Genomic DNA, 13,345 nt, shown 5'->3' with positions numbered 1-13,345 from the left:
ATGCTACGTGCTTTGAAAGCAACAGATGTTGCATCGATTCATGAGATTAACAAAGAAGCTTTAGGTTATGATTTTAGCCCTGAGGAAACGGCTAGTCAACTAACCAAATTATCCCAAGACTCACATCATTTCCTACTTGGTTATGAGGATGATACTAGTCACGAACTAGTTGGTTATATTCACGCTGAGGTTTATGAGTCTCTTTATTCTAAAGCAGGATTCAATATCTTAGCCTTGGCAGTGTTGCCACAAAGCCAGGGTAGAGGTTTTGGTAGAGATTTACTTGAAGGATTAGAACAAGAAGCAGAAAAACGTGGCTATAAGTTTATTCGATTAAACTCTGCAGACCATCGTCTTGGTGCTCATGCATTTTATGAAAGAGTGGGTTATACTTGTGATAAAGTGCAGAAACGATTTATTAAGTTAATTAAAGGAGAAAAACTATGATTTTTGACAAAGATGATTTTAAAACATATGACGCAGAACTTTGGAATGCTATTGCTAAAGAAGAGGAACGCCAACAAAATAATATTGAATTGATCGCTTCAGAGAACGTAGTCTCTAAGGCTGTTATGGCTGCTCAAGGTTCTATCTTGACTAATAAATATGCTGAAGGATATCCTGGACGTCGTTACTATGGTGGTACTGATGTAGTGGATGTTATCGAAAGTCTAGCTATTGAACGTGCCAAAGAAATCTTTGGTGCTAAATTTGCCAATGTCCAACCTCACTCAGGAAGTCAAGCTAACTGTGCTGCCTATATGGCTTTGATTGAGCCAGGTGATACGGTTATGGGGATGGATTTAGCTGCAGGTGGGCACTTGACTCACGGAGCTCCTGTTAGCTTCTCAGGTCAAACCTATAACTTCGTTTCATATAGCGTTGATCCGGAGACAGAGCTATTGGACTTTGACGCTATCTTGAAACAAGCTCAAGAAGTTCAACCAAAACTTATCGTAGCTGGTGCCTCAGCCTATTCTCACATTATTGATTTCTCAAAATTCCGTGAAATTGCGGATGCTGTGGGCGCAAAACTCATGGTCGACATGGCACACATTGCTGGCTTGGTTGCAGCCGGTCTTCACCCAAATCCAGTTCCATACGCACATATCACAACGACAACAACTCACAAAACTCTTCGTGGACCACGTGGTGGGTTGATTTTGACTAACGACGAAGATCTTGCTAAGAAAATCAATTCCGCTATTTTCCCAGGCATCCAAGGTGGACCATTAGAGCATGTTGTTGCTGCTAAGGCTGTAGCCTTTAAAGAAGTATTGGATCCAGCCTTTAAAGAATATGCAGCTAATGTCATAAAGAACAGCAAGGCCATGGCAGATGTCTTCTTGCAAGATCCTAATTTCCGCATTATCTCTGGTGGTACTGAAAACCACCTCTTCTTAGTGGATGTAACAAAGGTTGTAGAAAGTGGAAAAGTAGCCCAAAACTTATTGGATGAGGTTAACATTACCCTTAATAAAAATTCAATTCCTTACGAAACATTGTCACCATTTAAGACAAGTGGTATTCGTATCGGAGCGGCAGCAATTACTGCTCGTGGTTTTGGTGAAAAAGAAAGCCGTCAAGTTGCTGAACTTATTATTAAAGCCCTTAAGAATGCAGAAAACGAAGCTGTCTTAGAAGAAGTGAGAAGTGCAGTCAAATCCTTGACAGATGCCTTCCCATTATATGAGGACTAATATTTTATGGATATTTATATTAAGAAAGCCATTATCCATCAGTTTAGCCCTGATGACACAGAGTTGTTCTTGGCGGATAAGTTTCTCAATATCACTCCTAAAATCGAGGAATACTTGCGTAAAAAAGTGGAGCGTGTGTATTCGGATGATGCCAAAACTGGTATTTTTGAAGAGGATAATCCTTTTTTCAATCACATCACAGAAGATTTAATGGAAACATCTGTTACAATTGCTAATCTCTGGAAAGAGGAATTCTCTGTATCTGAAAACCAAAAGACGAATGACTTGGTTTTTGTCCAGTTTTCAAAAGAGGGAGTAGACCACTTTGCCTTTCTACGAATTGCATTACGCGAAACCTTGACACACTTGGGTGGCGAGGTTGACAATCCAATCAAACTGACTCAAAATAACTTACCTGGGTTTGGAACTGGAGCAGATGAAGCCCTAGTTGTTAATCTTAAAAGTCGCAAGTATCACTTGATTGAAAAACGCATCAAGTATAATGGAGCCTTTTTAAACTATTTTTCTGAGAATCTTATTCAAGCACAACCAAAGATTTCACCTAAGAAATCTATTAAGGAACTGGAAAAAACGGCTCAAAAGATTGCCGAAACCTTTAACACAGATGATTTTCAATTTCAATCCAAGGTAAAATCAGCAATTTTCAATAATCTTGAAGAGAATAATGAGCTCTCTCCAGAAAAATTAGCCAATGATCTTTTTGACAATAATCTTACTGCTCGACTTAGCTTCATTGACCAGGTTAAAGAAGCAGTACCAGAGCCAGTACAGTTTGATGAGATTGATGCCAGTCGTCAGTTAAAGAGATTTGAGAATCAGAAACTTTCCTTGTCAAATGGAATTGAACTCATCGTACCAAACAATGTCTATCAAGATGCGGAATCAGTTGAGTTCATTCAAAACGATAATGGAACCTATTCTATCTTAATCAAAAACATCGAGGATATACAAAATAAATAATGTTTAAATTTATACGAAGAATGCTGGTACTAGCAGTCTTCCTTTTCGCTGGATATAAAGCTTATCTGATTCGTCAGGATGTCAAACAAGTCATGACCTACCAACCCATGGTTCGCGAAATCTTGAATGAAAAAGATACCCCAGCAAACGAAGAGCTTGTGCTCGCCATGATTTATACAGAAACTAAGGGTAAAGAAGGGGACGTGATGCAGTCAAGTGAATCTGCTAGTGGCTCTACTGATACCATAAACGATAATGCAAGTAGTATTCGGCAAGGGGTTCAAACCTTGACAGAAAATCTCTATCTTGCTCAAGAAAAAGGAGTGGATGTCTGGACAGCCATTCAAGCTTATAACTTTGGACCTGCTTATATTGATTTTATCGCCCAAAATGGCAAGAAAAACACGATTGCTCTAGCTAAACAATATTCTAGAGATACAGTTGCGCCGACATTAGGGAATACAACAGGAAAAACCTATCGCTACATCAATCCTATTTCCATTTTTCAGGGTGGAGAACTTTATGTCGATGGGGGAAACTATTATTACTCTAGACAGGTTCAAGTAAATCTCTATATCATGAAAATTTTTAATCTATTTTAAGCATCTAGAATTTCTAGGTGCTTTTTATAAGTTTTCTTTAAGAATACTTTAATATGCTAGAGTGGAAAAGGAGGAACGTCTCATGCGAAAGAAATTCTTTCTGACGAGTGCTGCAGTTCTTTTGGCGGTTGCAACATTACAAAACGTTCATGCAGCAACTGATGTTCAAAAAGTAATTGATGAAACCTATGTTCAACCTGAGTATGTCTTGGGTTCTTCACTAACAGAAGATCAAAAAAATCAAACACTTAAAAAACTTGGCTATGATGCCTCAAAAGATACTAAAGATTTGAAGACCATGACACCAGATGTCTACTCAAAAATTATGAATGTGGCCAACGACTCTAGTCTTCAACTTTATTCATCAGCAAAAATTCAAAAATTAGGAGAAAAATCTCCACTTGAGGTCAAGATTGAGACACCTGAAAATATCACTAAAGTGACGCAAGATATGTACCGTAATGCGGCTGTTACCTTGGGTGTGGAGCACGCGCGTATCACCGTTGCGGCACCAATTCCAGTTACTGGGGAAAGTGCCCTAGCAGGTATTTACTATTCCCTTGAGTCCAATGGGGTCAAACTTCCACAAGAAAATAAAGACTTGGCTCAAGAGGAGCTAAAAACCTTGTCAGATATCAATGATGAAAACAAGGACAAATCTGGCTTTGATGCCAATAAACTGAACGTAGCCCTTGCTGATATCAAGTCTGCTATTGCTAAAGCCAAAGAGTCTAAGGGTGAACTTACAGAAGATGATGTTCGTAAGATTGTTGAAGATACCTTAAAGAACTACAAACTTGATCAAGTTGTTACAGGCAACCAAGTCAATGTCATCATCAACTTTGCCTTCAATCTTTCTAAGAGCGATATTCTTAACAACGAAGACTTTACTAAGACGCTAAAAGATTTGAAACAAAGTATCGTTGCACAAGCAGGTGATAGTTTTAGCAATATCGATTTAAACTTTGATGCCAATAAAGCTATTCAAGACGGTGGAAACATCCTTAGCTCAATTTGGCAAGCTATCCTTGATTTCTTCAAGAGTTTTGGTGCTTAGGTCAATTCATGGTATAATAGATGGTAACAGGATTGTTGCCGTCTTATAGAAAGTGAAAATTATGTTAAAGAAAAATGATATTGTAGAAGTTGAGATTGTCGATTTGACCCATGAAGGAGCAGGTGTTGCCAAGGTAGATGGCTTGGTCTTTTTTGTAGAGAATGCTCTTCCAACTGAAAAAGTCCTTATGCGAGTCCTTAAAGTCAACAAGAAGATTGGCTTTGGTAAAGTTGAGGAATACCTTACGCAATCTCCACATCGTAATCAAGACTTAGATTTGGCTTACCTGCGTTCAGGCATTGCCGACTTGGGACATCTGGCTTATCCAGAGCAACTCAAGTTTAAAACCAAGCAAGTAAAAGATAGCCTATATAAGATTGCTGGAATCACGGATATAGAGGTCGCAGATACACTTGGTATGGAAAATCCTGTCAAGTATCGTAACAAGGCTCAGGTTCCTGTTCGTCGCGTTAATGGTGTTCTGGAGACTGGTTTCTTCCGTAAGAATTCTCATGATCTAATGCCTCTTGAGGATTTTTATATCCAAGATCCAGTGATTGACCAAGTTATCCTTGCTTTACGTGATTTGCTTCGTCGCTATGACTTAAAACCCTATGATGAGAAGGAACAGTCCGGCTTGATTCGTAACCTTGTTGTTCGTCGTGGCCATCATTCAGGTCAAATCATGGTTATTTTGGTGACCACTCGTCCTAAAATTTTCCGAGTTGAACAGTTGATTGAACAAGTCATCAAGCAATTCCCAGAGATTGTGTCTGTCATGCAAAATATCAATGACCAGAATATCAATGCCATTTTCGGGAAAGAATGGCGTACACTTTATGGTCAAGATTACATTACAGACCAAATGTTGGGGAATAGCTTCCAAATCTCAGGACCAGCCTTTTACCAGGTCAATACAGAAATTGCAGAGAAGCTTTATCAGACAGCCATTGATTTTGCGGAGTTAAGTGAAGATGATGTGGTCATCGATGCCTACTCAGGAATCGGAACCATTGGCTTATCAGTCGCTAAACATGTCAAGGAAGTCTATGGGGTTGAGGTCATTTCAGAAGCCGTGGAGAATAGCATTAAGAATGCAGAGTTGAATGGTATCACCAATGCCCACTATGTCTGTGATACAGCAGAAAATGCTATGAAGAATTGGCTCAAGGAAGGTATCCAACCAACCGTTATTTTGGTCGACCCACCACGCAAAGGTTTAACCGAAAGCTTTATCAAAGCAAGTGCCCAAACAGGCGCTTACCGCATCGCCTATATCTCCTGTAACGTCGCTACTATGGCGCGTGATATCAAACTCTATCAAGAGTTGGGTTATGAACTGAAGAAAGTGCAGCCGGTTGATCTTTTTCCGCAGACGCATCATGTTGAGGCAGTATCACTGCTTGTACGAGCTGAGGCATCAGCGAAGTAGAAGTAGATGATCTGCCCATGCGATAGCTGTCGTAGAGTATGGAGTATACGACGAAACGATACGGTAATAACGAACCGCTGAGTGCATGGCTCTGCTCTTCCGATCTAAGACAGTCGAAAAGTAGAAGGGGATGGTATTGGTATCAATCAATGAGTAACAAAGTAACAGCATGATTCGAAACATTTGCTTGTAATTTGCGGAGGAACATCAATATGGATGGAATAACAAAAGATTCTATAAAAACGGCTAAACTAATAAACCAATTATGGCCCGAATTGACCGATAAAGAAGCTTTTGATGAAGTAAAAAAATATACGAATGGCAAAAATACTGCAATCTTTACTGAAGTTGAAGGTGACACAATTGTAGGTCTAGCACTATGTTCACTCAGATTTGATTATGTTGAAGGTTGTAAATATAGTCCTGTTGGATTCTTAGAAGGGATTATTGTCGACGAGGAATATCGTTTAAAGGATATTGCTAAAAATCTCTGTACAAAATGTGAGGAATGGGCGAAAAATAAAGGATGTAAGGAATTTGCAAGTGACTGTACTTTAACGAATACGGATTCTATAAGATTTCATCTCAATATTGGATTTCAGGAGGCAAATAGAATTATTCATTTTAAGAAAAAATTATAATTTAGAAACGTGGATAAACTTGTTTAAACTTTATGTATCTTTAGAAAGTGTGAAAGATTGGAAGAACAAATTCTTTTGATGAGTGGAAATCCGCCGATAAAGAACCATACGATTGTTAATAAAATTGTATTATCAAGCAAGATTGAAAGAATTGTTATTTTTACAGTTTTTCGAGATAATTGGCAACCCTATATGAAAAAGTACACGGAAGTTTTCTAAAGTCAATTTCCTAATCTAAACACTGATTACTTACTTTTGGACACTGAGCAGATTGATTTTGATAGCTATTTAGACGCTGATCTAATCATCATTGGTGGTGGAAATACGGAAAAGTATCTAGCTACTTACGTCAATCAGCAGTTTAAAAATTATATCGATCATATGATTAATAAAGGGGCGAAAGTTATAGGTTTTTCTGCAGGAGCCCTATTATTAGGAGAAAAAGTCTATGTCTCACCTAATGATAATTCAGATCATCAGATAATGATAAAAAATGGATTAGGAATCTTTAGTCAGTTTTTAATTAGTGTCCATTATGATTCATGGAATGATAAAGCTAATAAGGATAGAGCTGAAGAACTTGTTGATGTTCCCGTAATTCCACTAAATGATCATTCATGTCTTGTATTGGATAAACTTGGAAATATCATAGAGAAAATTGACTAGTTTACATTATCTAAATCTTGATTTAGGTAACTAAAGTGTAAACGAACATTTAGATGAAAGGTTTAGAGTAAACATGAGTCTCTTATTTGAAGAATTTAAAACCATTTGTTTCCATTTAAATCGAGTCGGAATTACACCGACACTGATGGGTTCTTTGGGATTGGAGTTTAGAACGAAAGAAAATTGGGGGCCGTCTGACATTGACATTCATGTACCTGGTGACCCTAGAGGTTGGGAAGCACCTGACCATCTCAGAATTTATGACTGGGAAAAGATAATGAAAGTGATGAAAGACTTAGGCTACGTCTTAATAGATATTCATGAGCATGAATTCCAAAAGGATAGAGAGAGTGTTGAATTTGGAAGTATCGATTCCTTACTCGATTTTGCAGGAGTTTCGGAATCGGATATAGAGCTTATTCACATTGAAGGCATCACTTTTCGTCTTCCAAGTCTGGTGCAGTATCTAAGTATTTACAAAGCTTCTTCTCAAGACTCCTATCGAAATGAACAAAATAACAATAAGGATTTTAAAAAGATCGAGTGGCTGGAAAAACATTTGTAAATTATCATATGAAAAGTAGTAAGTTGTAAGACTGGCTGCTATGTTATTTTTATTATCATTTTTATTGGTTATATAATCTATACTATATTGGCGAGTAATAGAATTAGTAAGGAAAAAAGATTTTAAAATTTAGATCAGGATACCCATTATTAAAGGTAACATTCTTTCTAGATAATCGATGTTAGAGATTGTCTGTTTAAAGTGGTATCACAGCTTGTTCAAACAGATTAAACAAAGATGTAGCTAGGAATGTCTTACAGTAAGGAGTTTAAATATGAAATTCCATGAATTTGGTGATAAGAATTTGCCTTCTATCTTGCTGATACATGGCGGTGGCAGTTCTTGGTGGAATTATCTTTGTCAAGCACGGATCTTGTCAGAAGAATACCGTGTCATTCTACCCACCTTGAATGGCCACGGCGAAGAATATCAACTTGATTATATTTCTACTGAAGATTCTGCTTTGGAGATTCTAGACTATATCAAAGCAAACTGTGGTGGGAAATTGTTTGCGATTGGTGGCGTTTCACTTGGTGGTCAAATTGCTATGGAGCTTTTATCCTTAGATAGCAATATAGCTGAGAAGGCCATCATAGACGGAAGCCTCTGTATTCCTCAACCAGGGTTAGCTAAAATCAGCATCTTTCTAGTATCCCTATTTGGTAAACTGATGTTCAGTAAATTCTCTTGCAAACTCCAATTAAGCATGATGGACAGACTCTATCCTAAACTGGCTTATCCAGAGGAAATAAAAGCTTATTATTTGGAGGATCTGCCAAGGACGCCTATCAAAACATTAGTGACTATTTACAAAACCTATATGGAGCGTTACAAGCTGAAGGACACGATTTCTGCTAGTAAGGCGCAGGTTCTGTATATCTACGGTGAAAAAGAATTGAACTGTGTGAAAGCATCGGCAAAATTATTTCAACAAATACATCAAAACACGATCTTGTATGAAGCTAAGGGCTATAACCACGGCTATTTATCAGCTTATCTACCTCAAGAGTGGATTGATTTGGTAGAGCCGTTTTTAAAGAGCGATTCATTGGAAATGTGTAATGAATCTGATATATCACAAGGAGGAATCTGATGCTAGGAGCAATAGTTGGAGATATTGTAGGTTCTGTTTATGAATGGGACAACATTAAAACGAAAGACTTTCCATTGTTTAGGGATGACTGTTTTTTCACAGATGACACTGTCATGACCTGCGCCGTTGCAGAAGCAATTATGAATGGTGGTCAGAAGGATGACTTCATTGATGCCATGAAGAAGTACGGCAGAAGGTATCCAAACGCGGATTACGGTGCTAGGTGTAACCGGTGGCTGATAACGGACAACCGTGAACCATACAATAGTTTTGGAAATGGGTCTGCGATGCGCGTTTCTCCGTGCGCTTGGATCATGGATGCCACAACAGACGAGTTGCCGTCCGAGGTGAAACGTCTGGCACAACTTTCTGCAGAGGTGACGCATAACCATCCAGAAGGAATCAAAGGAGCGATGGCCATAGCGGATGCTATCTTTATGTGCCGTTATTTCCTTGGCGGTGATGGTAGCGATAACCCTGCGGATATTAAAAGACGTATCAAGGAACATATCGAGAAAGAGTATGGATATGACCTTTCTAAAACGTTAGATGAAATTCGTCCTACGTATCGATTCAATGAAACGTGTCAGGATACGGTTCCTCAAGCTATCGTTGCCTTTCTAGAGAGTACAGATTTTGAAGATGCGATTCGAAATGCGATTTCTCTTGGTGGGGACAGCGACACTCTTGCTGCAATCACAGGAAGTATCGCCGAGGCAGCTTATGGAGTTCCTGAGTGGATTAAGGACAAGGCCTATAGCTATCTAGATGAGCCTTTGAAAGAGGTGCTCAGACGATGGGAAGAAACGGTTGTAATAGAATAATAGATAGGCGTTATGCGGACTGATACTGAATGACGGAGAGTTATCGATGGTTATATTGGAATTGTATCAAGGTGATTATCAAAAGGATTTAGTCGTATTTGAGACTTTAGAAGAAGGGAAAGATTTTGTAGCTCAAATTCCTGGATATACTCAAGAAAACGAAGATGGGTTTGAAATGGAGTATTTTAATCCAAAAAATCTACCGGATTATATGGAAATTGTGTTCAATGGAAATATTGTCCCTTTATCTAGATTTTCGTTTGATCCTGAGGAAAACGTGGACATTATTTGGAAAGAGATTTCGAATCTATCCGAACCAAACGATAAAGTGATTGAAGGAGCTACAAAAGTCGACGCGTATGTCGTGAATAACGATGAAGTCAAAGCTTATATCAATTCAAGAGAAGCAAACTTCCGCAAGGCAAAAGCTTTCTTAGAAAGCAAAGGGTATGAAGTTGATAGAAGCTTTTTCGGAAGTGAAGACGGCGAAGCGATTGTCTACAGAAAAAAAGGCGCCCAAGATTGGCACTTCTTATGTCACTTAGACCCGCTGTTTGTAGAGATTGAAGATGTCGAAGGATATGTGAAAGAAGCTATGGAAGATATTCAATAGTCAACCAAAGTTCTTTGTGAGTGTATGCCACCGCTTGAGTAGACGAATTGAGCAGTAAAGAGAAACATCTAGCACTATCTAGCTTCTTAAGGAGAAATATCTATCATGGAAATGGAAGTCGGGAAAACCTATCTTGTAAAAAAAGATATTTTTGGTTTAAAAAAAGATGAACTTTGGACTTTAGTTGACAAGGGTTATCAGGCTTATTTTGGTGAACATAATTTCGTATTTGTCAATGATGAGAAAGTGAAGGTATTTGCAGTTTTACTAGATAGTTCAGAGGAAGATATACAAATTTACGATCATCTGGATGACTATCTTGAAGAAGTCGCTCATGAGAATTTCTAGAGGATGTGAGTTGCAAATTGAAAATGCCTACTTTTAATTAAGCTTATACCTAATTAATCAATTTAAGTTAAGAGTTTATATTTGAAATAGAGTCTTCATAGAGACTTTTTCGTTATAAAAAAACTAGAATGAAACCACGGTGAAAACCGTCTGGTTCGGTCTTTTTTTCTGTTAATGTAGTATAATAAAAGGTGTAGGGATTCAATTTTTTAATAGAATTATTCTAAGAACGAAAACATCTAGAAAGAGAAAAAATATGAAGCAATCACTTGAATTTTTAAGACAAAGAATTACCGATAAGATGTCCTTAGAGGAAATGGTAGCAATCTTTGAAGACTTGTGCCGTGAGCCTATTGAGGATGAGATGATTTTATTTGAAACAGGGACATTTACAGCTATATCTGATAAGCCAATGTTTCAACTATCCTTAGTAAGGCAAGCCCCAAATGAAGATGAAGAGTTTTATCAAGTCCACCTCGATATTTTCTATGAAGCATGTCAAGAGAATGAAAGATTTCATGAATCGACCTGGGATGAAGATTTAGAGGAAAATATCTTTGATTACATTAGAGCTTCAGAGGTGTTTGCCTATGCTAAAGAGCAGGAATACCAAGCGGTCAAGATTTATCTGGAAGAAACTTAAGAAAAGGTAGTAATATGTTTAAATTTTTTAAGAAAACAACACACAAAAAACTTGAAATCAATCTCCATAACAACTCAATGATTATTAACGGAACCAGCTTATCTTTTCCTTTGTCCTTGAAAGATATTGAAACTGTTTTGGGGAAGCCTGACCAGGTTGTCAAAAGAGATAATAAGTTTATTAAATACATTTATGACAATATTGGTATTGTATTTGAACATTCTTTCTCAATTAAAAATCATTTAAAAAAATCTAAAACATACATTGATGAGGAACATTTGATTTCTACTGTTTTCCTCTACTATGGCGATGTTGTAAAATCTATGACTGGAGAGAAAGAATTGCCAAAACAACCATGTCAAGCTGTGGTATTATCAGATGGAAAATCGCCTTATTTCTTTTCTGATAGGCATAGAGTAGGGGATTTTAACCTTATTTTATGGACTCCTTATGGAACAAATTTTAAAGGAATTACAGAGACAATCACAGACACACTTTCTATTTCTTATTTTCCAGAGATAAAACGTGAACCGGAAAGTTACAAGTTAAAAACAACTGATGAAGAAGTGCTTCACTTTGACAATATAACTTTTAAACTAGCCATTATCCAGGTTTTAATGTATGATTTAGAGGTTTTGAAACCTGTTTTTAATATTTTTGATTTTGCAGAGGAAGCCAGTGAGTTGAATATCGACACAGAAAGTATGGAGATTATTCAACCAGCACTTGATTATATGATAAATCTTCCTATACCTAAGAAATATGCTGAACAAGTTCAAGAAATCGATATGGATGGAGGTAACGAGATTTATATGAATCTGATACCTCAGTGGGATGGTGAAGATGATAGTTTCGATCTAAATGAAGTTAGTCTTAAAGAACTGCAACAGTTTCCTAATCTGAAGAAAGCGACAATTATGACTAGTAATTTTGAACAAGTTGAGGATATTTTTAAGAGTCAAGGAATAAAAGTAGAACGACTATAAACGTCCTTTTTAACTAGATTTAATAAGTTCTCTCAAGATGGAGTGTCAAAGGATACCATTAGCAAGCATTCTATTCTAGATGATTTTTAACATTGAAAACTTAAGAACTTTAAGAATTAATATTAAGGCAATAAAAGGCAAGAGATCAATCTATTTAAATTCAGGACATCCAATTTTTAATTTTGAGAATTTAGTTATATAATGGCATAGTATTAAAAAAGCTATATTGAAACTTAATTTTTTATAGTTAGGTTGTAAGGAGAATTATAAATGAAAAAAATTATGGTAATCATCAATCCAACCTCTGGTGGCGAAAAAGCTTTGGATTATAAGGTGAAACTTGAGAATAAAGCTAGAGACTATTTTGAAGATGTGGAAATTAAAATTACGGAGAAAGCGCAAGACGCCACAAACTTTGCTGAAGAAGCTTCTCGTGAGCACTATGATGCTGTTCTTGTTTTTGGTGGTGATGGGACTGTCAATGAAGTAATCTCTGGTATCGCGGAAAAAGACTACATTCCTAAACTTGCGATTATCCCAGGAGGAACTGGAAATCTTATCACCAAACTATTAGAAATTAATCAAGATATTGATGGTGCCATTGACGAACTCGATTTCAATTCTACCAATAAGATTGATATCGGAAAATCAAATGGGCACTATTTCGGATACATTTTTAGTATTGGTTCACTGCCAGAAGCTATCCACAACGTTGGGATAGAAGATAAAACAAAATTTGGTATGCTTGCCTATGTGATTAATACCATGAAGTCTGTCGTGACAGATCAAGCATTTAATATTTCTGTTGAGACAGAAAATGGAAATTATATTGGCCCAGCTAGCCATGTTTTAGTTCTTCTTACCAATTATTTCGCTGACAAAAAAATCTTTGATGAAGACAAGGATGGTTATGCCAATCTTTTAATTTTAAAAGATGCTTCAATCCTTACTAAATTGGCAGTTATCCCTGATTTATTAAAAGGGGATGTCGTCGTAAATGATAATATCGAGTATATAAAAGCTCGTCATATAAAAATTTCTTCTGATTCTGAATTAGAAACAGATGTTGATGGTGACAAATCTGATGACCTACCAGTAGAAATCAAGGTGCTAGGTCAGCATATCGAGGTCTATTCTCAACCGAAAGAATAAGATTTTTAAACTTTGACAAGTCTTTTTAACGATATTTTTTAA

16 protein-coding genes and 2 pseudogenes are annotated in these 13,345 nt (G+C 37.1%); 17 read left to right on the top strand and 1 reads right to left on the bottom strand.

Features of this window, described 5'->3' with window-relative positions; translation table 11 throughout:
• From KBU52_RS02705 to rlmD, 6 genes are all read left to right on the top strand, one after another.
• Positions 1 to 447 carry a GNAT family N-acetyltransferase gene (locus KBU52_RS02705; protein WP_254724230.1) on the top strand — a complete coding sequence of 149 codons (447 nt, stop codon included), beginning with the start codon at positions 1 to 3 and terminating at the stop codon, positions 445 to 447.
• The gene (glyA, locus tag KBU52_RS02700) at positions 444 to 1,700 is read left to right on the top strand and encodes a serine hydroxymethyltransferase (protein WP_254724229.1); all 1,257 of its coding nucleotides are present in this window, start codon (positions 444 to 446) and stop codon (positions 1,698 to 1,700) included. Before KBU52_RS02705 ends, glyA begins: the two co-directional genes overlap by 4 nt.
• A 6-nt stretch (positions 1,701 to 1,706) precedes the next feature.
• Positions 1,707 to 2,681 (top strand): nucleoid-associated protein, encoded by a 975-nt coding sequence (locus tag KBU52_RS02695; protein WP_254724228.1) that lies wholly within the window; start codon positions 1,707 to 1,709, stop codon positions 2,679 to 2,681.
• Positions 2,681 to 3,283: a lysozyme family protein gene (locus KBU52_RS02690; RefSeq protein ID WP_254724227.1), complete on the top strand. Its 603-nt coding sequence runs from the start codon at positions 2,681 to 2,683 to the stop codon at positions 3,281 to 3,283. Before KBU52_RS02695 ends, KBU52_RS02690 begins: the two co-directional genes overlap by 1 nt.
• 82 nt (positions 3,284 to 3,365) lie before the next feature.
• Entirely contained in the window at positions 3,366 to 4,340 is a 975-nt protein-coding gene (locus tag KBU52_RS02685; protein ID WP_254724226.1) for a DUF1002 domain-containing protein, read from the top strand.
• A 61-nt stretch (positions 4,341 to 4,401) separates the two neighbouring features.
• Positions 4,402 to 5,772, top strand: coding sequence for a 23S rRNA (uracil(1939)-C(5))-methyltransferase RlmD (rlmD, locus tag KBU52_RS02680; RefSeq protein ID WP_254724225.1), 1,371 nt, complete (start codon positions 4,402 to 4,404; stop codon positions 5,770 to 5,772).
• On the opposite strand, the gene KBU52_RS02675 is transcribed toward rlmD, so the two are convergent.
• Positions 5,761 to 5,943: a hypothetical protein gene (locus KBU52_RS02675; protein ID WP_301788278.1), complete on the bottom strand. Its 183-nt coding sequence runs from the start codon at positions 5,941 to 5,943 to the stop codon at positions 5,761 to 5,763. The genes rlmD and KBU52_RS02675 overlap by 12 nt on opposite strands.
• A 41-nt stretch (positions 5,944 to 5,984) precedes the next feature.
• Here KBU52_RS02675 and aac(6') point away from each other — a divergent pair, with 41 nt between their 5' ends.
• The 11 genes and pseudogenes from aac(6') (at position 5,985) to KBU52_RS02625 (ending at position 13,303) form a co-directional block, all read left to right on the top strand.
• Positions 5,985 to 6,413: an aminoglycoside 6'-N-acetyltransferase gene (gene aac(6'), locus KBU52_RS02670; protein WP_254724223.1), complete on the top strand. Its 429-nt coding sequence runs from the start codon at positions 5,985 to 5,987 to the stop codon at positions 6,411 to 6,413.
• 57 nt (positions 6,414 to 6,470) lie between these two features.
• Positions 6,471 to 7,079, top strand: a pseudogene (locus KBU52_RS02665) (Type 1 glutamine amidotransferase-like domain-containing protein).
• Positions 7,080 to 7,152: 73 nt separating this feature from the next.
• Entirely contained in the window at positions 7,153 to 7,644 is a 492-nt protein-coding gene (locus tag KBU52_RS02660) for a phosphoribosylanthranilate isomerase (protein WP_254724222.1), read from the top strand.
• A gap of 42 nt (positions 7,645 to 7,686) precedes the next feature.
• A pseudogene (locus tag KBU52_RS08855) lies at positions 7,687 to 7,770 on the top strand (CPBP family intramembrane glutamate endopeptidase); the annotation flags it as partial.
• Positions 7,771 to 7,918: 148 nt separating this feature from the next.
• Positions 7,919 to 8,737 (top strand): alpha/beta fold hydrolase, encoded by an 819-nt coding sequence (locus tag KBU52_RS02655; RefSeq protein WP_254724221.1) that lies wholly within the window; start codon positions 7,919 to 7,921, stop codon positions 8,735 to 8,737.
• Positions 8,737 to 9,561, top strand: coding sequence for an ADP-ribosylglycohydrolase family protein (locus KBU52_RS02650; RefSeq protein ID WP_254724220.1), 825 nt, complete (start codon positions 8,737 to 8,739; stop codon positions 9,559 to 9,561). Before KBU52_RS02655 ends, KBU52_RS02650 begins: the two co-directional genes overlap by 1 nt.
• Positions 9,562 to 9,607: 46 nt before the next feature.
• A complete protein-coding gene (locus KBU52_RS02645; protein ID WP_254724219.1) occupies positions 9,608 to 10,174 on the top strand; it encodes a hypothetical protein in 567 nt (188 codons plus the stop codon).
• 105 nt (positions 10,175 to 10,279) lie between these two features.
• Positions 10,280 to 10,522 (top strand): phosphohydrolase, encoded by a 243-nt coding sequence (locus tag KBU52_RS02640; RefSeq protein WP_254724218.1) that lies wholly within the window; start codon positions 10,280 to 10,282, stop codon positions 10,520 to 10,522.
• A gap of 256 nt (positions 10,523 to 10,778) precedes the next feature.
• A complete protein-coding gene (locus KBU52_RS02635) occupies positions 10,779 to 11,165 on the top strand; it encodes a hypothetical protein (RefSeq protein ID WP_254724217.1) in 387 nt (128 codons plus the stop codon).
• 14 nt (positions 11,166 to 11,179) lie between these two features.
• Positions 11,180 to 12,151: a hypothetical protein gene (locus tag KBU52_RS02630; protein WP_254724216.1), complete on the top strand. Its 972-nt coding sequence runs from the start codon at positions 11,180 to 11,182 to the stop codon at positions 12,149 to 12,151.
• Positions 12,152 to 12,421: 270 nt separating this feature from the next.
• On the top strand, positions 12,422 to 13,303 hold the full coding sequence (locus KBU52_RS02625; RefSeq protein ID WP_254724215.1) for a diacylglycerol kinase family protein: 882 nt from the start codon (positions 12,422 to 12,424) through the stop codon (positions 13,301 to 13,303).
• Positions 13,304 to 13,345: the final 42 nt, after the last annotated feature.

It is taken from the genome of Streptococcus sp. 9.1(2021) (genome assembly GCF_030466425.1).
Lineage (GTDB): Bacteria > Bacillota > Bacilli > Lactobacillales > Streptococcaceae > Streptococcus > Streptococcus wuxiensis.
This window is presented reverse-complemented; position numbering and strand designations above follow the sequence as displayed.